Origin of the sequence: Micromonospora sp. NPDC053740, from assembly GCF_040677775.1 — a bacterium.
Taxonomy (GTDB): domain Bacteria; phylum Actinomycetota; class Actinomycetes; order Mycobacteriales; family Micromonosporaceae; genus Micromonospora; species Micromonospora alfalfae.
Genome location: NZ_JBFASO010000003.1, coordinates 812,581 through 830,798, shown reverse-complemented (window position 1 = coordinate 830,798; position 18,218 = coordinate 812,581). Strand labels below are relative to the sequence as shown.

19 protein-coding genes are annotated in these 18,218 nt (G+C 70.6%); 6 read left to right on the top strand and 13 right to left on the bottom strand.

The features are described from left to right. Positions 1-405 (top strand): IS30 family transposase (locus AB0K35_RS12720; RefSeq protein ID WP_363885248.1); only part of this gene is annotated, 405 nt, incomplete at its 5' end. Between the two features lie 653 nt (positions 406-1,058). On the opposite strand, the gene AB0K35_RS12715 is transcribed toward AB0K35_RS12720, so the two are convergent. The 7 genes from AB0K35_RS12715 to pdxH form a co-directional block, all read right to left on the bottom strand. Next, on the bottom strand, positions 1,059-1,916 hold the full coding sequence (locus tag AB0K35_RS12715) for a DUF4230 domain-containing protein (protein WP_363885246.1): 858 nt from the start codon (positions 1,914-1,916) through the stop codon (positions 1,059-1,061). Positions 1,917-2,015: 99 nt separating this feature from the next. Then, positions 2,016-3,179, bottom strand: a complete 1,164-nt coding sequence (locus tag AB0K35_RS12710) for an acyl-CoA dehydrogenase family protein (protein WP_363885244.1) — start codon at positions 3,177-3,179, stop codon at positions 2,016-2,018. A gap of 44 nt (positions 3,180-3,223) precedes the next feature. After that, positions 3,224-3,529, bottom strand: a complete 306-nt coding sequence (locus tag AB0K35_RS12705) for a type II toxin-antitoxin system VapB family antitoxin (RefSeq protein ID WP_030329612.1) — start codon at positions 3,527-3,529, stop codon at positions 3,224-3,226. A gap of 187 nt (positions 3,530-3,716) precedes the next feature. Further along, complete coding sequence (locus AB0K35_RS12700) at positions 3,717-4,319, bottom strand: nitroreductase family protein (RefSeq protein ID WP_363885242.1); 603 nt, start codon at positions 4,317-4,319, stop codon at positions 3,717-3,719. After that, entirely contained in the window at positions 4,319-5,248 is a 930-nt protein-coding gene (locus AB0K35_RS12695) for an aldose 1-epimerase family protein (RefSeq protein ID WP_363885240.1), read from the bottom strand. Before AB0K35_RS12695 ends, AB0K35_RS12700 begins: the two co-directional genes overlap by 1 nt. Before the next feature lie 18 nt (positions 5,249-5,266). Beyond that, positions 5,267-6,565, bottom strand: a complete 1,299-nt coding sequence (locus AB0K35_RS12690) for an MFS transporter (RefSeq protein ID WP_238668893.1) — start codon at positions 6,563-6,565, stop codon at positions 5,267-5,269. Continuing rightward, positions 6,562-7,191: a pyridoxamine 5'-phosphate oxidase gene (pdxH, locus tag AB0K35_RS12685; protein WP_238668912.1), complete on the bottom strand. Its 630-nt coding sequence runs from the start codon at positions 7,189-7,191 to the stop codon at positions 6,562-6,564. The genes AB0K35_RS12690 and pdxH overlap by 4 nt, the downstream gene beginning before the upstream one ends. A 278-nt stretch (positions 7,192-7,469) precedes the next feature. On the opposite strand from pdxH, the gene AB0K35_RS12680 reads away from it, so the two are divergent. The 3 genes from AB0K35_RS12680 to sepH all read left to right on the top strand — a co-directional run bounded on the left by AB0K35_RS12680 (position 7,470) and on the right by sepH (position 11,195). Further along, positions 7,470-8,576, top strand: a complete 1,107-nt coding sequence (locus AB0K35_RS12680; RefSeq protein WP_210782815.1) for a citrate synthase 2 — start codon at positions 7,470-7,472, stop codon at positions 8,574-8,576. Positions 8,577-8,801: 225 nt separating this feature from the next. Beyond that, entirely contained in the window at positions 8,802-9,929 is a 1,128-nt protein-coding gene (gene serC, locus AB0K35_RS12675) for a phosphoserine transaminase (RefSeq protein WP_363885239.1), read from the top strand. Positions 9,930-10,115: 186 nt separating this feature from the next. Beyond that, entirely contained in the window at positions 10,116-11,195 is a 1,080-nt protein-coding gene (sepH, locus tag AB0K35_RS12670; protein WP_238668891.1) for a septation protein SepH, read from the top strand. Positions 11,196-11,249: 54 nt separating this feature from the next. Here sepH and AB0K35_RS12665 read toward each other — a convergent pair whose 3' ends face one another. After that, positions 11,250-12,074 (bottom strand): alpha/beta hydrolase, encoded by an 825-nt coding sequence (locus AB0K35_RS12665; protein WP_238668890.1) that lies wholly within the window; start codon positions 12,072-12,074, stop codon positions 11,250-11,252. 15 nt (positions 12,075-12,089) lie between these two features. Beyond that, entirely contained in the window at positions 12,090-12,755 is a 666-nt protein-coding gene (locus AB0K35_RS12660) for a DUF4097 family beta strand repeat-containing protein (protein WP_238668889.1), read from the bottom strand. Between the two features lie 242 nt (positions 12,756-12,997). On the opposite strand from AB0K35_RS12660, the gene AB0K35_RS12655 reads away from it, so the two are divergent. Further along, entirely contained in the window at positions 12,998-13,765 is a 768-nt protein-coding gene (locus AB0K35_RS12655; protein WP_363885236.1) for a helix-turn-helix domain-containing protein, read from the top strand. A gap of 95 nt (positions 13,766-13,860) precedes the next feature. Here the strand turns inward: AB0K35_RS12655 and AB0K35_RS12650 are convergent, their stop codons facing one another. The 4 genes from AB0K35_RS12650 to AB0K35_RS12635 form a co-directional block, all read right to left on the bottom strand. Beyond that, positions 13,861-14,370, bottom strand: coding sequence for a hypothetical protein (locus tag AB0K35_RS12650; RefSeq protein WP_363885235.1), 510 nt, complete (start codon positions 14,368-14,370; stop codon positions 13,861-13,863). Between the two features lie 96 nt (positions 14,371-14,466). Further along, positions 14,467-15,750 (bottom strand): MFS transporter, encoded by a 1,284-nt coding sequence (locus AB0K35_RS12645; protein ID WP_238668886.1) that lies wholly within the window; start codon positions 15,748-15,750, stop codon positions 14,467-14,469. A gap of 72 nt (positions 15,751-15,822) precedes the next feature. Then, the gene (locus tag AB0K35_RS12640; RefSeq protein ID WP_030486369.1) at positions 15,823-16,272 is read right to left on the bottom strand and encodes a MarR family transcriptional regulator; all 450 of its coding nucleotides are present in this window, start codon (positions 16,270-16,272) and stop codon (positions 15,823-15,825) included. A 114-nt stretch (positions 16,273-16,386) separates the two neighbouring features. Continuing rightward, positions 16,387-17,865, bottom strand: coding sequence for an NCS2 family permease (locus tag AB0K35_RS12635; protein WP_238668885.1), 1,479 nt, complete (start codon positions 17,863-17,865; stop codon positions 16,387-16,389). Positions 17,866-17,953: 88 nt separating this feature from the next. Here AB0K35_RS12635 and AB0K35_RS12630 point away from each other — a divergent pair, with 88 nt between their 5' ends. Further along, positions 17,954-18,199 (top strand): DUF2530 domain-containing protein, encoded by a 246-nt coding sequence (locus AB0K35_RS12630; RefSeq protein ID WP_091395273.1) that lies wholly within the window; start codon positions 17,954-17,956, stop codon positions 18,197-18,199. Positions 18,200-18,218 lie beyond the last annotated feature (19 nt).

Here is an 18,218-nt window from a genome sequence, read left to right as displayed (position 1 = left end):
GCTACCCGGTTCGTGATCCTGGTCGGACTGCCTGAGGGCAAGGTCTCCGAACACGTCGTGTCCCAGTTGGCCGCGGCGATGACCTGGCTCCCGCAACGCTTACGCGCCTCGCTGACCTGGGACCAGGGCGTGGAGATGGCCCGCCATCGTGACTTCACCATCGCCACTGACTGCCCGGTCTACTTCTGCGACCCACACAGCCCCTGGCAACGCGGCAGCAACGAAAACACCAACGGGCTACTACGCCAGTACTTCCCCAAAGGCCAATTCGACTTCACCACCATCGACCAAACCGGCCTCGACCACGTCGCCGACGAACTCAACGACCGCCCCCGCATGACCCTGGGCTGGGCAACCCCAGGTGAGAAGATGACCCAACTTCTCGGTGTTGCAACCACCGGTTGAGCCCGCCCTGCTAACGGAAACTGTCCAAGATTGCTCGTATCGCAGCCCAACGGCATCGCAGATCCGGTAGGTCGGTGGTCAACTTCGGCCAGGGCAGGGCTTGGGACCGCCCCGGACCGCCCGGCCACCGCCGCGGACAGCCCGGGACCGCGCCGGGACCACCCACGACCGCCGCGACCGCCGGGACCACCCGGACTGCCCGCGACCGCCGGGACCGCCGGGACCGCCGGGACCGCCGGGACCGCGCCGAGACCGCCCGGGACCAGCCGGGACTGCCCCGGAACGCGCCGAGACCGCCCGGGACTGCCCGGCACCGCCGGGACCGCCCGGCACCGCCGGGACCACCCCGAGACCGCCCGGGACTGCCCGGCACCGCCGGGACCGCCCGGCACCGCCGGGACCACCCCGAGACCGCCGAGCCCATCCGCGACCGCGCCGGGACCAGCCGGGACCGCGCCGGGACCAGCCGGGACCGCGCCGGGACCAGCCGGGACCGCGCCGGGACCGCCCGGGACCCACCCGCGACCGCCGCGACCGCGCCGGGGCCACCCCCGGGGTTGGACCTTCAGGCGGCCGCCCAACTGCGGGGGCCAGACGGAAGCGCCCGCACCGACGGACGTCGGGGCGGGCGCTTCGGGGTACCGAGGGGCAGGTCAGGGGGCTATGTAGGTGACCGTTATCTGCTGGTAGCCGAGGGAGCGGAGCAGCCCTTCCAGCATCTTGCGGGTGTTCTCCTCGGCTCGGGCGGAGAGCCCGCTGTCCCGGGCGGCGGCGGTGATCCGGTCCTCGGCGAGCTTGTAGACCTGCTGCTGCCGGTTGGGGTCGTTGCCGACCAGGTCACCGAGCCGGTTGAGCAGGCCGCGCTGCTCGGCGAAGACGTAGCTCTTCTCCATGTCGAGGTTGGTCTCGCCGAGCTGCGGCGCGGGCAGCTTGATCTCGACGGACTTGCCGTCGGCGGACTGGACGACGGCACCCTCACCGATCTTGGTGAAGTCGACGTACGCCTCGACGCTGCCGGCCCCGACGAACAGGGTGCGCTCGTTGAGCAGGAAGTCTGGGACGTTGCGCCGGTCGTTCTGCGTGTCGACCACGACCTGGAAGTTGCCTTCCGCGGCCACGTATCGGCTGAGGTCCTGGATCGACTTCAGCAGTGGTGGCTGACTGCGGTCGGTCTGTTCCTTGGCGAACGGGTTGCGGAACTCCGGGAGGATCCCGGTCGCCTGAATGCCGAGCAGCACGACCACTGCCAGCGCGGCGGCGCCGAGCAGCAGGAGCAGGCCGCGGGCGGCCCCACCGCCACCGCCGGGGGCGTCGCCACCGCTCGGCGGGCCACCGGGCCCATCGGACCCATCAGGACCAGCGGGACCAGCGGGACCACCAGGCCCACCGGGGGCACCAGGTGTGTCAGCGGTCCACTCGGGTGTCGCGGTCGACCGCGCCTTGAGATCGTCACCGGTCGGGTAACCGGGGAACTCTCTCGTGGGCTCGTTGCTGCCAGCGTCGCGGGCCATCACGCTCACCGTCCTCGTCAGACACGTCGTCTGTCAATGACGGTACGGCCCCGATACGACAGTCGCTCGGTGAGCGCCAGGAAGTGACAAACGAGCAGGTCAGGCGAACGCGGAGAGCCCGGTGAGTCGCTGCCCGATGACCAGTTGGTGGATCTCGGAGGTGCCCTCGTAGGTCAGCACGCTCTCCAGGTTGTTGGCGTGCCGCATGATCGGGTACTCACCGGAGACGCCGTTGGCGCCGAGGATGGTGCGGCACTGCCGGGCGATGGCCAGGGCCTCCCGCACGTTGTTCAGCTTGCCCACGCTGACCTGCTCGGGCCGCAGCCGTTGGGCGTCGGCGAGCCGGCCCAGGTGCAGCGCGAGCAGTTGCCCCTTCACCAGCTCGACGGCCATGTCGGCGAGCTTCGCCTGGGTGAGTTGGAAGCCGGCCAGTGGGCGACCGAACTGGGTGCGGCTGCTCGCGTACGCAAGTGTGGTTTCCAGGCAGTCGCGGGCGGCGCCGACCGCGCCCCAGACGATGCCGTAGCGGGCCTCGGTGAGGCAGCTCAGCGGTGCCTTGAGCCCGACCGCCTCGGGCAGTTGGGCGTCGGCCGGGAGCCGGACGTCGTCGAGCACGATCTCGCCGGTCACCGACGCGCGCAGCGACATCTTGCGGCGGATCTCCCGGGTGGTGACGCCGGGAGTGTCAGTGGGTACGGCGAAACCCCGTACGCCCTCGTCGGTGCGCGCCCAGATCACCGCGACGTCCGCGATCGGGGCGTTGGTGATCCACATCTTCCCGCCGGTGAGCACCCAGTCGTCGCCGTCACGGCGGGCCCGGGTGGCCATCGAGGCGGGGTCGGAGCCGTGATCCGGCTCGGTCAGGCCGAAGCAGCCGATCGCCTCACCGGTGGCCATCGACGGCAACCAGCGTTGCTTCTGCTCCTCGCTGCCGTAGCGCCAGATGGCGTACATGGCGAGCGATCCCTGCACGGAGACCAGGGATCGGAGGCCGGAGTCGCCGGCTTCCAGTTCCTGGCAGGCCAGCCCGTAGGCGACGGCGGAGGCGCCGGCGCAGCCGTAGCCGGTCAGGTGCATGCCGAGCAGGCCGAGCTTGCCGAACTCGCGGGCCAGTTCCCGGGCGGGCACCTTGCCGTCCTCGTACCAGTCGGCGACGTGGGGTCGCACCCGGTCGTCGACGAGTTGGCGGACGACGTCGCGGATCTGCCGCTCCTCCTCGCTGAGCGACGGGTCCAGGTCGAGCAGGTCCAGCGCAGCGGTCATGGACGCCACCCTAACGAAGGTTCAGTGGGGGAAAGAAGGGCTCGTCACTCGATGGGCTCGGAGAGCACCAGCACCCGCGCGTGGATCTGGTTGCGCTGCTGGAGGGCGGCGCGCAGCGCCCGGTGTAGCCCGTCCTCCAGGTAGAGCCCGCCGTTCCACTGCACGACGTGCGGGAAGAGGTCACCGTAGAAGGTGGAATCCTCGGCGAGGAGTTTGTCCAGCGCCAACTCGCGCTTGGTGGTGATCATCTGATCCAGGCGCAGTGGCCTGGGCGGGATCTCCGCCCACTGCTTGAGCGTCAGATTGTGCTCCGGATAGGGACGCCCGTCCCGGACCGCTCTGAAGATCACGACGGCACGCTCCCCTCCCCGTGGCCGGGCCGACCGACGGCGCCGAGCCGGGCCGCGGCGGGCACCGCGCGGCGCGGCACCGATGACCGTGCCAGCCTAGCCGGCCAGCGCACGCTACGTTCTGCTCCCTGATGTCAGTTTCGCTATCGCTCGTCCGATCCTCAACCGGACGAACGGGACGTCCGCGTCAGTTCCACCGCCCGCGTCGCACCACCTCGTCCATCGGGCGACGTCCACGGCGCAACGATGGTGACCGATGGTCGGCCGCACGGTAACCGATTGTGACGGCACCGATGGGTTGGTACTCGGCCGGCACGCCGAACGCGTCCCGGTAGGCGGCGAGCCGTTGCGGTGGAATGCCGAAGAAGCACGCCCCCAGCCCCTCGTCCACGGCGGTGAGCAACATCAGCAACGCCGCGAATCCGGCATCCACGTGCCAGTACGGCACCGGCCACCGGTCCGTGGACTGATCCATCCAGCCCTTGTCCGGCTCCGCGTACCGCCGTAGGTAGGCCGACTCGTTGGCGTGCGGCACCACGATCAGGGGTGCCCGGCGCATGCCCGCGAGCCAGCGCTCCCGCCCACCGCCAGCGGGGGTGGTGGCGGCCCAGAACCGGTCCCGATCGGCCAGTTCCTCCAACACCAGGAAGCCCCAGCCCTGGGCGAAGCCGGCCGACGGCGCGCGGACCGCGTGGTCGAGCAACCGGTCCACCACGTCGGGCGGGACCGGGCGGTCCGGGTCGTAGTTGCGCACCATCCGCCGTCGGCGGACGACCTCGGCGAACTCCATCAGGCGCCGGGGCGGATGCCCCAGGCACCTCGCCAGGTGGTGCCGGGCTTGAGGGTGAGCAGGTCCTTGCCCGACCGGAACGCGTCCGGCGGGCAGGTCATCGGCTCGACCGCCACCGAGCGGCGGTGCCGTTCGCCGGTGAGGGCGTCCCCGGTGAACACCTGCCACCAGCCGAACTCGGCGTCCGCCCAGATGCTCACGGCGGCCGAACCGTCCGGCGCGGCGAGGCTCACCGACGAACCACCGTCGACGTCCCGGATCACCTCGCCGAAGCAGGAGTCCAGCACCGCCGCACCGATCCGGCGGGGACTGGTCCAGTCGTACTCGGTGCCGGCCACCGGGGTCACCCCCACCGGCAGCAGCCGACCGTCCACCAGCACCCGGCTCCGGGTGGGCAGCCGCAGCACCAGGTCGTCCACCGCGACGCCCGGCAGTTGCAGGTACGGGTGCACGGAGAAGCCGAACGGGGCCAGTTCCCCGCCGATGTTCGTCACCTCGTGCTCGGCGCGCAGCCCGTCCGCGTCGACGCTCCACCGGCTGCGCAGCCGCAGCGGCCACGGGTAGCCGGGCTGCGGCGGCAGGTCGTAGCCGACCGTCACGGCGTCGGTCGACTGCTCCAGCAACTGCCACGGCACCCAGTTGACCAGCCCGTGGATGGCCACGTGCCGCTCCGGCTCGGTCAGCGAAAGCTGGTGTGTCCGCCCGTCGAACGAGTAGCGACCATCGCGGATCCGGTTCGGCCAGGGTGCCAGCACCTGCCCTGTGCAACCGGGGCAGACCTCGTCGGTCTGGTACCCGTCGAGCAGGTCGACGCCGTCGTGCCGGTACGTCCGGAGCCCACCGCCGACCTCCACGATGACGGCCTCGTGACCGGCGGCGGAGATGGTCCACTGGGCGCCGGAGAACGGGCGCGGATCAGGGCTTTCCATGCCGGCGACCCTAACCGGTCAGGTCCGGTCGCCGCTCGACGCCGTCGCCGCCCGGTAGCGCAGCAGCGCCGGGAACGCGACGGCGAGCACCACCACGAGCACCGCGGAGGCGAGCCCACCGGCCACCCAGGCCACCCCGCCACCGAACCCGGCGGCCATGGTGCCGGCGCGCAGGTCGCCCAGGCGTGGGCCACCCGCCACCACCACCGTGTTCACGCCCTGGAGCCGGCCGCGCATCCGGTCCGGTGCGTAGACCAGCAGCATCGACTGACGCAGCACCGCGCTGATCAGGTCGGCGGCGCCGGCCACGGCGAGCAGCACGACCATCAACCAGAGTTGGTGGGCCAACCCGGCTACGGCGATCGCCAGTCCCCAGCCGACCACCGCGAGCACCAGGCCGAGCCCCTGCCGGCGGATCCGGCCGATCCAGCCGGAGGTCAGCCCTCCGATCATCGAGCCGATCGCGATGGCGCTGTAGAGCAGACCGACCGCGCCACCGCCGCCGAACCGCTCGTGGGCGATCTCCGGGAAGAGGGCCCGTGGCATGGCGAGGATCATCGCGATCAGGTCCACCCCGAAGGACAGCAGCAGAACCGGGGTGGTGGCCAGGTAGCGAAAGCCGTCGATGACGCTGGCCAGGCCGGCCCGCCGGGCCTGACCGTCGGCGGTGGGCTCGGGCGGGAGCGAGGGTAGCCGCAGCGCGGCCCAGAGCATCGCGGTGAACAGCACCGCGTCCAGCCCGTAGGCGATCGGCAGGACCACAGTGGTGTCCGGCGAGGCGGCGAGGATCAGGCCGGCGGCGAGCGGGCCGGCGACCGAAGCGGCGGTGAAGGTCGTGTAGTTCAGGGTGGAGGCGGACACCACCAGGTCTTCCGGCACCAGCCGGGGCAGCATGGCGCTGCGCGCCGGCGAGCTGATCGCGAAGGCGACCGACTGCACCGCCATCAACGCCAGCAGCAGCACCGGGCTGCCCACGTTCAACAGCGCCTGGAGCAGCAGCCCGAGAGTGGATGCCCAAAGCAACAATGAGCCGCCGAGCAGCACCGCACGCCGGTCGCGGGCGTCGGCGACCGCGCCGCCCCAGAGCCCGAAGACCAGCAACGGTACGAAGGCAGCAATCCCCAGCAGGCCCACCCAGAACGAGTCCCGGGTCAGCGCGTACATCTCCACCGGCACCGCTACGGCGGTGAACTGGAAGCCGAACATCGCCACCGTGTTGCCGAGCCAGAGCCGGCGGTACGCCGGAACCCGCAGCGGACGTACGTCGATCGCCCAGCGGCGCGCTGCGCGCGGCCGGGTCTCCCGCACACCCGTCACGGCGCCAACCGCTCGACGATCCAGTCACCCTCGTCGGGGCGACGGAAGCGGAGCCGGTCGTGCAACCGCCCGGCCCGGCCCTGCCAGAACTCCACCGAGTCGGGTTGGACCCGGAGCCCTCCCCAGTGCGGCGGGGTCGGGATCTCGGCCTGGTCGGCGAACCGCTCGACCGCCTCCCGGTACCGCTGCTCCAACGCCGCCCGACCCGACACCACCTGCGACTGCGGGCTGGCCCAGGCGCCCAGTTGGGAGCCGCGCGGCCGGCTGGCGAAGTACGCGTCGGTCGTGGCGCTGTCGACGGGCGCGACACGTCCGGCGACCACCACCTGACGCTGCATGGGAAACCACGGAAAGACCAGGCTGGCGTACGGGTTGGCGGTCGCCTCGACGCCCTTGCGCGACAGGTGGTTGGTGAAGAAGACGAAGCCCTCCGGGTCGTACCCCTTCAGCAGCACCGTCCGCCCGCTCGGCCGGCCGGCCGAGTCGGCGGTGCCCACCACCATGGCGTTGGGTTCGGGTAGCCCGAAGGCCACCGCGTCGGCGAACCAGCTGTCGAACTGGGTGTGCCAGTCGGCGGCCAGGTCAGCCTCGGTCAGGCCCAGGTCCGCGGCGTACTCGTTACGCATCGCGGCCGGGGCGGGTGTGTCGCCCGTCACGTCCCCACTCCTTCTCGGGGGCCCCGCCAGCGCCCTTCCGCGCTGACCAGCCCGCCCCGCCCAGTCTCACTGAGCCGGACGGAGAATGCGCGTCCGGGGATGTCGCGTGCAGCACAGTCGCAGCGGGTCGCGTATCCCTTACTCAGCAGGCAGTATGTTGCGAACACATCCCTGAGGGTCGCCTAAGGCGCTCGGCCGATCGGGCCGGATGAGCGATCGGGCGCACCGACCAGATCCAGGAGAGCGACATGGCCGATTTCAAACCCGGGCTGGAGGGCGTCGTCGCCTTCGAGACCGAGATCGCCGAACCTGACCGTGAGGGCGGTGCGCTGCGCTATCGCGGAGTCGACATCGAGGATCTGATCGGCCAGGTGTCGTTCGGCAACGTGTGGGCACTGCTGGTCGACGGTCGGTTCGGGCCGGGCCTGCCGCCGGCGGAGCCGTTCCCGGTGCCGGTGCACTCCGGTGACATCCGCGTCGACGTGCAGTCCGCGGTCGCCATGCTGGCCCCGTACTGGGGTCTCAACCAACTGCTGGACATCTCCGATGAGCAGGCCCGTGAGGATCTCGCCCGGGTCTCGGTGACCGCGCTCTCCTTCGTCGCCCAGTCCGCCCGCGGCCTCGGCCTGCCGGCGGTGCCGCAGAAGGAGATCGACAAGGCGCAGACCATCGTCGAGCGGTTCATGAAGCGCTGGCGCGGCGAGCCCGACCCGCGGCACGTCAAGGCAGTCGACGCGTACTTCATCTCGGCCGCCGAGCACGGCCTCAACGCGTCCACCTTCACCGCCCGCATCGTCGCCTCCACCGGGGCGGACGCGGCCGCCTGCATCTCGTCCGGCATCGGCGCCCTCTCCGGCCCGCTGCACGGCGGCGCCCCGTCCCGGGTGCTCAGCATGCTGGAGGCGGTGGAGCGCAGCGGCGACGCGGAGGGCTACGTCAAGGGCGTCCTCGACCGCGGTGAGCGGTTGATGGGCTTCGGCCACCGCGTCTACCGTGCCGAGGACCCGCGCGCCCGAGTGCTCCGGCGTACGGCCAAGGAGCTGGGCGCGCCGCGCTTCGAGATCGCCGAGGCGCTGGAGAAGGCCGCCCTCGCCGAGCTTCAGGCCCGCCGCCCGGACCGGGTGCTGGCCACCAACGTCGAGTTCTGGTCGGCCGTGGTGCTGGACTTCGCCGAGGTGCCGGCGCACATGTTCACCTCGATGTTCACCTGCGCGCGGATGGGCGGCTGGAGCGCGCACATCCTGGAGCAGAAGCGTCTGCAGCGGCTGGTCCGCCCGTCCGCGCTCTACATGGGCCCGGAGACCCGCAAGCCGTCCGACGTCGAGGGCTGGGCGGCCATCCCGCACGGCGTCTGAGCTGGTAGGCAAGGGCCCCTCCCCGACGCTGGACGTCGAGGAGGGGCCCTTGTCGACGTCGCGGGTCGAAGAGTGGTCATGTCGTCGGTTATCGGAGCCGACTGTGGCGAAGGACTCAGACCGACCGCCGGGACCCCGCCCATCGCCGTCCGGTCCGGGTGCGAGGATGAGGGCCGGCAGTGTCGCCGGGCCCGCCCTCGCCCTTGCGGAAGGATCTTCAAGACCGTGGCTGACGCACCGATCATCCGGATTCCCGATGAGATCAAGCCCGCCGATGGACGTTTCGGCTGCGGCCCGTCCAAGGTCCGCCCGGCGGCGGTGTCCGCTCTCGCCGAGGTCGCGACCAGCTACCTCGGCACCTCCCACCGGCAGAAGACGGTCCGTGACCAGGTGGCCCGGCTTCGCTCCGGCATCGCCGAGTTCTTCTCGCTGCCCGAGGGCTACGAGGTGGTCATCGGCAACGGCGGCACCACAGCGTTCTGGGAGGTCGCCACCTTCGGCCTGATTCGTGACCGGGCCCAGTTCGCCAGCTTCGGCGAGTTCGGCGCGAAGTTCGCCAAGTCGGTCAAGGACGCCCCGTTCCTCGGTGAGCCGACCGTCCGCAAGGCCGACGCGGGCAGCGCGCCGACCCTGGTCGCCGAGTCCGGCGTGGACGCGTACGCGACGCCGCAGAACGAGACGTCGACCGGTGTGGCGGTCCCGATCAGCCGGGTGGCCGGTGCCGACGAGGGCGCGCTGCTGCTGGTCGACGCGACCTCCGGCGCGGGTGGCCTGGAGGTCAACGTCGGTGAGACCGACGTCTACTACTTCGCCCCGCAGAAGTGCTTCGGCTCCGACGGCGGTCTCTGGCTGGCCCTGATGTCCCCGGCCGCACTGGACCGGGCCGCCGAGATCAAGGCGTCCGGGCGCTACATCCCCGCCTTCCTCGACCTGGTCACGGCGATCGACAACTCGCGGTTGGAGCAGACCTACAACACCCCGGCGCTGGCCACCATCTTCCTGGCCGCCGAGCAGACCGACTGGATGAACGCGCAGGGCGGCCTGTCCTGGGCGGCGAAGCGCACCGCCGAGAGCGCCGCCGCTGTCTACGGCTGGGCCGAGCGGTCCAGCGTGGCCACCCCGTTCGTCACCGACCCGGTGCTGCGTTCCAACGTGGTAGCCACCATCGACTTCGCCGACGGGGTGGATGCCACGGCGATCGCCAAGGCGCTGCGCGCCAACGGCATCGTTGACACTGAGCCCTACCGCAAGCTCGGTCGCAACCAACTGCGGGTGGCGCTGTTCCCGGCCGTCGAGCCGGCCGATGTCGAGGCGCTCACCGCGTCCATCGACTACGTGGTCGAGCGACTCTGACGTTCGGTCACGGTCGGTGTCCGTCGGGGCCTCCACGGACACCGACCGTGATCATCGCCGCAGCTCAGTCACGACATGCGGGGTGTCGCTTCCCCCACCCCGAGGCAGATGCGCGTACGGTGGTCCGAGACGCCTGGGTGGCCGACTCGTGGTGTGCGGCCAGCGAAGCGGGACGGAGGCAACGTTATGCGCCCAGTACGCTTCGTCGCCCTCTCCGAGGACGGCCAGGCTCTGGTGCTCGCCGACGAGGTTGGGCGCCTCCTCGCCCTGCCGATCGATGAACGCATCGCCGGTGTGATGCACCCCGAGCCGGGTGCCCCGCCGCTCGCGGTGGCACCGAGCACCGTCGACCCGATTCCCTCACTGTCCCCCCGGGACATCCAGGCCCGCATCCGCTCCGGTGAGTCCGCTGAGGACGTCGCCCGGATCGCCGGTGTGCCCGTCGACCGGGTGCTGCGCTACGCCGGCCCGGTGTTGCAGGAACGGGCGATGCTCGCCCAGCACGCCCGCCGCACCCGCCTCAAGGGCGCGGAGAAGCCGACCCCGCTCGCCGAGGTGGTCAACGGCCGGCTGAGCCAGCACGGCATCGACACCGAGAAGATCTCCTGGGACGCGTACCGGCGCGACGACGGCACCTGGCGGATCATCGCCACCTGGCCGTCCGGCAAGGCCACCGCGCAGGCCATCTGGGACATGGACAAGGCCCGGCAGGTGGTTACGCCGCACGACGACATGGCGCAGTACCTGTGTGCCGAGCGGCCCACGCCGATCCTCGGCCAGGAGCCGGCGCCCGAGCGGGGCGGGCACGCTCTGCCCAGTCCGTCGCGTGGTGAGCCGAGTCGTGGCGGGCACGGGTTGCCGGCGGCGTCCGAGCACCCGCGCCCTGGCCGCGATCCGATCCGGGCCGGCCGTGACGCCCTGCTCGCCTCCCTGGACCGCCCGCTCGGCGCCTCGTCGGGTCGCGGGCTGGAGCCGCGTACCCCGGCTGCCCTGGCCGGTTCGGACGCGCCTCGGCAGCGGCCGGTCGGTGGGGGTGCCGCCGCGCTGCTCGGCGGTGGCCAGGGTTCGGCCTTCGACGACGATTCGGACGCGCCCAAGGAGGTGCCGGCCGTGCCGTCGCTGGCGGTGCTGCGGCCCCGACGGACGGGCGCTGCGGCGGCCGCCGGCGGCGAGTCCACCGACGCCAACGGCAAGCCGCGCAAGCGGCTGCCGAGCTGGGACGACGTGCTCTTCGGCAGCGGCCCGGCCGCCCGCGAATCGTCCTGACGCTTCGCGTTGACGGGTGACGGTGCGTCACCCGTCAACGCGCGCGTCCTGACCTCACCGAACGTCTCGGGCGTCTTCGTGATCAGCGGCGGCGACCCCGCGTACGGCCTCGGCGACGGCGCGGAAGTCCTTCTTGAGGATCGCACCGTGGTTGCTGGCGACCTTCGCCCCGATGGTGATGTGCGGGTTGCGGGCGGTCACCGCGTCGAGGCTGGCGCGGATCTGCTCCTGTTCGTCCCCGCGACTTCCGAGGGACGTTCCCGAGGCGACGACGTACCGCACCGGGACGCTGATGGCGTCCAGCACCGGGCCCAGTTCCCGCTCGCGGGAGAGTTCGCCCAGTTCGATGTTACTGTCCGCCATCTGGTCGGCATTCATCCGTGGGGTCAGGCCGGTCGGGCGGAGCAGCGGCATGAACAGGTTCATCCGTCGGAACATCTTGCGGATCCGTTGCGCCATGGCCTCGTCGAGCCAGTCGTGCGGGAACGCGCCGTCGACCAGGACCGCGCCCAGGGCACGCTCCGGGTTCCGGTTGGCCCAGTGCGCCCCGACCACCGCTCCGTAGGACCAGCCCACCAGCAGCGCCTGGGCCACCCCCCGGGCGGCGAGAACGGCGTCGACGTCCCGGACAGCCGCTTCGAACGAGTAGTCGGCTGAGCGCTTCGACTTCCTGCCGCGAGCCCGCTCGTCGTAGGTGATGTGCCGGAATTCGGTGCCCAGCTCGGCGATGACCCGCCGCCAGTAGCCCTGGGTGGCGAACTGACCGTTGAGGTAGACCACCGGGATGCCGGGGCCACCGGTGTCGGTGACGGCCAGGGCCGTGTCGTCGACTGGCACCATGCCGGTCCACGGGGAGTTGGTTGAGGGGTTGTCAGTCATCTCGATCCGTCCTTTTCAGAGGCTGCGGGCGTTGATGTCGCCGTGCAGGGTGCTGGCGTGGATGTCCAGCTCGACGGTGCCGTCGTTCTTGAGGGCGTTGCTGACGCGGCCGTGGCCGGTGCCGGCGTCCAGGGCGGCCGAGACGCCGGCCGCCGCCGCGACCGAGATGTCGCCGGACTGGGTACGGAGGACGACGGTGCCACGGATGGCCTCGGCGACGGTGACGTCACCCCGGGCGGTGCTGATCTCGGCGGGGCCGTTGAGTCGGCCGACCTCGACGTCGCCGTCGATCGCGGTGAGGCGAACACTCGCGGCCTCGTCAATCTTGATGTTCCGGTACGCCCCGTCGAAGGCGACGTCGCCGAGGCGGCCGACGCCCCGAAGTTCGGCGCTGGCGGCCCTGCCCTCGATGTGGGAGTCGGCGGGCACCCGGACGGTGACCTCGAGGGAGCCGGAGGGGCCGAAGAGCTTGTTGGCGGGACGTGCGGTGGTGATTCGCAGGACGCCGTCGGCGTAGGCGACGGTGGTCTGCTCGGCGGCCCTCGTGTCGCTGCTCTTGGCGGGGTCGGCCGGGAGGATCTCGACTGTGGTGTCGGCGCGGTCTGCCGCGATGAGTTGGATGCGTCCGGCGGGGATGTCCAGGACGGCCGAGATGGGGGCGGGTGTGTCGAACGTCTGCATCGTGCTCTCCCAGGTTCGCGCTTTGTTTCTGATATGGGAAACGCTACGTTGCTTTCCGGATTACGCAACAAGCTTGTTGCAGCAGATCGGCGTTTTCGCTGCTAGATCTCGTGAGATTGTTGCAACGAGCCTGAATCTAATGCAACGACGACCATTGCTTTCGTTGCATTGATGTGTGGGTTAACGCTATGGTGACGGCGTCGGGGGGCCGCTGCCCCACGGGGACCACGAGGGAGATCGCGATGCCGGGAGGCAGACTCAGCCAGCAGGAACGCCAGCAGATCGCGCTGGGGCTGGCCGACAGCCTCCCCTACGCCGAGATCGCCCGACGCCTCGACCGTCCCACCTCGACGGTCACGCGTGAGGTGATGCGCAACGGCGGTCCCACCGGCTACCGCGCCGATCTGGCCCACCACGCGACCGAGCGCCGCGCCCACCGGCGCAAGCCCGTCCCCTCCCGTGGGGCCGAGGCGGCCCGTCGATCAGACGGACGCGACGACCAGGCCGTGGCCGACTACGAGGAGGCGTTCACCGCCGTCCTCATGGCCTCCGGTCTGAACAGGATGGGGGCCCGGGTGTTGACCAGACTGTTCCTCACCGACTCGGGCAGCCTCACCGCGTCCGAGCTCGCCCAACGCCTCCAGGTCAGCCCGGCGTCGATCTCCAAGGCGATCACCTTCCTGGAGAGCCAGAGCCTCGTCCGCCGCGAACGCGACGAACGCCGACGCGACCGCTACGTCGTCGACGACGAGCTCTTCTACCAGGCGACGATCGCCAGCGCTCGGGCCAACGACCATCTCGTCGTGATCGCACGCCAGGGCGTCGCCCTCCTCGGCGCGCACACCCCCGCCGCCGCCCGTCTGGAGAACATCGCCCGCTTCCTCGACTTCATCAGCGAGAGCATCACCCGCGCCGCCGACCAGGCCCGCGAGGTTCTCCGCAGCAGGCCTTCCACAGCGATCAGCGACGCGCCGCCGGGTCACAGCGACCAGGCGGCGATCCGCTCGTAACACGGTCGGCCGCTGAGGCGGCTGCCCACCAGCAGCAGACCCGCTGCGACCACCAGGGGCGGAGCGCCACGAAGAGTCGCACAACGTGCGGCCTCTCAGCGGTGCCGCTGTCGAAGCCCGGCCCGAGCCGCCGGAAGGGCCAGCCCGGCGGCGTGCAGCACGCCCTCCACCCGGACCCGCTCGATCTCCTGATCGACGCCCTCCAGCTCGGCGAGGTGCTCGGTGATGCCGAGGGCACGGCAGGCGAGGCGAAGTCTGTCGTCGTACGCCTGGAGCAACGCGCTGTGCCAGACCATCGAGCGACCGCCGCCGCCGACCCGCTGACCGCCGAGACGGCGCAGGTCGGCGGCGAGTTGCTCCAGCGGCCGGCGGTCAACGCTGTCGAACTCGCTGAGGTCGATGTCCCGGGTCAGGGCGTCGGCCTCGATGGCACGGTCGAGCTTGGCGATCGTGCGCTTCTCCCGTCGGCGCTCACGCCACTCGGACCAGCCGCAGACCACCCGGTCGACGATCTCGTCGTAGCAGAAGATCAGGGCGAACGCCGCCGGCAGAGTGGCCACGGCGAGGAACGCCAGGGCCAGCATCAGCGCGCGTCCGACTCCCACGCATCGACGCTAAGCCCCACCGTGCCACCTCGCCAGCGGTTTGGCCGCATCCGCGCAATCCGCGCAACCGGACGCGGCCGGCGCCGGTGGTAAACCTCAGCAGTCGGTGGAGGTGACGTAGAAACGAGGCATCGGCAGCACCCGGAAACGCAGCCGGGCACCGGAGTGGCGCAACTGCCAGGTGAGCGCGATCAGCGCGGCGGCCAGCGAGATGAGCCCACCCATCCAGATGCTGGCACCGGCACCGTAGTGCTCCGCGACCCAGCCGATCAGCGGCGCGCCGACCGGGTTGGTGCCCAGGAACACCAGCACCCACAGGGCCATCACCCGTCCCCGGAAGGCCGCGTCGACGCCCATCTGGATCCGCTGGTTGGCGGCCTGGGCGAAGAAGACCATGCAGAAGCCGGTCGGCACCAAGAGCGCCACCACCAGCCAGTACGCGGTGGAGAGGCCGACCAGGGTGCCGAAGCTCGCGCAGGCGATCGCCGCGCCGAGCACCAGCCACACCGACGGGCGGCTACGGCGACCGGTGCCGCTGAGCGCGCCGCCGAGCGCGCCGACGGCCAGCGCCGTGCTGAACAGACCGAAGGAGGCGGCGCCGGTGTGGAAGACCGTCTTCGCCAACGCGGCCAGGGTGAGCTGGAAGTTGAACAGCGACATGCCGACCACCGACATGATCGCCATCGGCAGCAGCAGGTCGGGGCGGCGCCACACGTACCGCAGGCCGTCGACGACCCGGGCGGACGCCCGCTCGTCGCGGGGCAGCAGGGCGTCGCGGTGCAGCTCGGTCGTACGCATCCGGACGACGTTGACCAGGGGCGCGACCGAACTGAGGGCGGTGAAGAGGAAGACCGGGCCGACGTCGAACGCGGCGATGGCCAGGCCGGCCACGGCCGGTCCGACGATCCGGGCGGAGTTGAACACGGCGGCGTTCAGCGACAGCGCGTTGGGCAGCAGCGGCGTGCCGACCAGTTCGGAGACGAACGCCTGCCGGACCGGGGTCTCCACGGCGTTGGCGGTGCCGAGCAGCGCGGCGAAGGCGAAGACGTGCCAGAGCTGCACCAGGTCGGTGAGGACCAGCATCGCCATGCCGAGTGCCAGCAGGCTCCAGAAGGCGTTGGCGGCGAAGAGCAGCACCCGCTTGTCGTACCGGTCGGCGAGCCGGCCGGAGAGCAGGGTGAGCAGGAGCACCGGGGTGAACTGGCAGGCGGTGACCACACCGAGCGCGGTCGCCGAGTTGTTGGAGAGCTCGAGGACGAGCCAGTCCTGGGCGATGAACATCATCCAGACGCCGATCAACTTGATCAGCTGCCCGGATGCGAAGAGGCGGTAGTTGCGGACCTGTAGGGACTGGAACATCGTGCTCAGCTTCGCCTGCACTCTTGGTGCGCCTCCTCCGGACGTACGCGTCATCGACACGTGACGGCACGGACCCGGTGGCGCGGGTGCGGCTCAGGCGCGAGCGAGCTGCTGAAGAATCTCGGCGGCCCTCTGCAGGGTCTCCCGTTCGTCCTCGTCGAGCGCGGCCAGCCGGTGGGCCAGCCATTCGTCGCGGGCCCGCTCGAACTGGTCGAGCACGGCCTGCCCTCCTTCGGTCGCCGCGAGGATGACCTGCCGCCCGTCGGTCGGATGGGGTGTCCGCCGCACGAGGCCGCGGTCCTCCAACTTCCCGACGATCTTGGTCATCGTCGGCGGCTGCACCCGCTCCACGTCGGCCAGTTCCCGGGGCGTCATCGCGCCCGCCAGCCGCAGGCTGGTGAGCGCGGAGACCTGGGTGACCGTGAGGTCGCCGACCGGCCGGGCCTGTCGGACCCGCCGGTTGAGTCGGGTGATCGCATCACGCAGCTGGGGAGCCAGCTGCGCCGGTGGCACGCGTTCCGCCGTCACCGTCCGCTCCGTCACAGTAGTTAGCTTAACTAATGAGCATGGCTAACGACATCCGTTATGACCAGGCTCACGAGGGGATTCAGATGGTACGGGCGGGGAGTCACGATCGACTCCCCGCCCGGACGTGGCTCAGAGCACCACTGACTCGATCGGCCCACGCAGGAAGTACAGCACGAAGAGCACTGCCACCCCGTACAGCAACGGGTGGATCTCCCGGGCCTTGCCCCGCGCCAGCTTGACCACCACGAAGGTGATCAGACCAGCGCCGATCCCGTTGGAGATCGAGTAGGTGAACGGCATCAGCACGATGGTGAGGAACGCCGGAATGGCGATCTCGTAGTCGGACCAGTCGATGGTCCGCACCGCTGTCATCATCAGGAACCCGACCACCACCAGGGCCGTCGACGCCGCCTCGAACGGCACGATCACCACCAGCGGCGCCAGGAACATCGCGAGCAGGAAGAGCACGCCGGTGACCAGGTTGGCCACGCCGGTCCGCGCACCCTCCGCGACACCGGCAGCGCTCTCGATGTACGACGTGTTGCTGGAGGTGCTGGCCGCACCGCCGGCCGCCGCCGCGATCGAGTCGACAAGCAGGATCTCCTTGGCCTTCGGCGGAGTGCCCTGCTCGTCGAGCAGGCCGCCCTCCTGGCCTACCGCGACCATGGTGCCCATGGTGTCGAAGAAGTCCGTGATCAGCAGCGTGAAGATGAACATCAGCACGACCAGCCAACCGGCCCGGCCCCACGAGTCCAGCACGTTGAACTTGCCGAGCAGCGACAGGTCCGGCAGGTCGACCACCGACTTCGGCAGCTCCGGCACGTTCAGCGACCAGCCCTTCGGGTTGGGCTGACCATTGACGAACGACGGGCCGATGTTGCCGATGGCCTCCACGATCACCGCGAGCACCGTCGAGGCGAGGATGCCGATCAGGATCGCGCCCTTCACCCGACGGACCACCAGCACCAGCGTGATCAGCAGGCCAACCACGAAGACCAGCATCGGCCAGCTCACCAGCTTGCCGCCGATGCCCAGGCCGACTGGAACGGTGGTGTTGGCATCATCCGGGATGCGCCGCACGAAGCCGGCGTCCACCAGGCCGATGATCGTCAGGAACAGACCGATGCCGACCCCGATCGCGCTCTTCATCTGGGTCGGCACCGAGCGGAACACAGCGGTCCGCAGACCGGTCAGCACCAGCACCGCGATGATCAGACCCTCGATCACCACCAGACCCATCGCGTCTGCCCAGGTCATCTCGGGGGCGATCTCGTACGCCACCAGGGCGTTGACACCCAGACCGGCGGCGAGCGCCAGCGGGAACCGGCCGACCACACCCATCAGGATGGTCATCAGGCCGGCGACCAGCGCGGTCGCGGCAGCCAACGCGGGAATCGGAAGGCTCTTGCCGTCACCGTCGACGGCGCCGCCCAGGATCAGCGGGTTGAGCACCACGATGTACGCCATCGTGAAGAAGGTCGCCAGGCCACCGCGTACCTCACGGCTCAACGTCGAGCCACGGGCGGAGATCTCGAAGAACCGGTCGAAACCGTTACGCGGATGAGCGGGGTTGGGAGGTGTGCCGTTCTCGGGCGGCGCTACGGCCATCAGGTCCTCGCAGGTGATCTTCCAGTTGTCGCGCGCATCGTCCCAGATCGTCGGTGGGCAGGGGAAGTAGATCCCGTACGCTTGCCGAATGCCGAACGAGCAGCCACCGCGGCCCGCACCACTGGATCCGCCGATGGTGCCGTTCGCCCTCGCCGGGCTGATCGCGTGGGCGGTCGCCGGACTGGTCCTGCTGATCTTCTTCAGGGGTTGGCTGACCGACCATGGTCACCAGAACTGGCTCTGGACCTGCCTCGCCGGTTTCCTGTGGGGTTTCCCGGGCCTCGCCGTGATGATGCGGCACGACGCCAACCGCCGACGCCGCCGCGCGAGGTGAGCCGACCTCCGCGCCGGAG

Excerpts from the sequence above, each read along its gene's own strand:
- AB0K35_RS12715 (WP_363885246.1), bottom strand. The coding sequence starts at position 1,916 with ATGGCCCGCGACGCTGGCAGCAACGAGCCCACGAGAGAGTTCCCCGGT.
- AB0K35_RS12710 (WP_363885244.1), bottom strand. The coding sequence starts at position 3,179 with ATGACCGCTGCGCTGGACCTGCTCGACCTGGACCCGTCGCTCAGCGAG.
- AB0K35_RS12700 (WP_363885242.1), bottom strand. The coding sequence starts at position 4,319 with ATGGAGTTCGCCGAGGTCGTCCGCCGACGGCGGATGGTGCGCAACTAC.
- AB0K35_RS12695 (WP_363885240.1), bottom strand. The coding sequence starts at position 5,248 with ATGGAAAGCCCTGATCCGCGCCCGTTCTCCGGCGCCCAGTGGACCATC.
- pdxH (WP_238668912.1), bottom strand. The coding sequence starts at position 7,191 with ATGCGTAACGAGTACGCCGCGGACCTGGGCCTGACCGAGGCTGACCTG.
- AB0K35_RS12680 (WP_210782815.1), top strand. The coding sequence starts at position 7,470 with ATGGCCGATTTCAAACCCGGGCTGGAGGGCGTCGTCGCCTTCGAGACC.
- sepH (WP_238668891.1), top strand. The coding sequence starts at position 10,116 with ATGCGCCCAGTACGCTTCGTCGCCCTCTCCGAGGACGGCCAGGCTCTG.
- AB0K35_RS12665 (WP_238668890.1), bottom strand. The coding sequence starts at position 12,074 with ATGACTGACAACCCCTCAACCAACTCCCCGTGGACCGGCATGGTGCCA.
- AB0K35_RS12660 (WP_238668889.1), bottom strand. The coding sequence starts at position 12,755 with ATGCAGACGTTCGACACACCCGCCCCCATCTCGGCCGTCCTGGACATC.
- AB0K35_RS12655 (WP_363885236.1), top strand. The coding sequence starts at position 12,998 with ATGCCGGGAGGCAGACTCAGCCAGCAGGAACGCCAGCAGATCGCGCTG.
- AB0K35_RS12635 (WP_238668885.1), bottom strand. The coding sequence starts at position 17,865 with ATGGCCGTAGCGCCGCCCGAGAACGGCACACCTCCCAACCCCGCTCAT.
- AB0K35_RS12630 (WP_091395273.1), top strand. The coding sequence starts at position 17,954 with ATGCCGAACGAGCAGCCACCGCGGCCCGCACCACTGGATCCGCCGATG.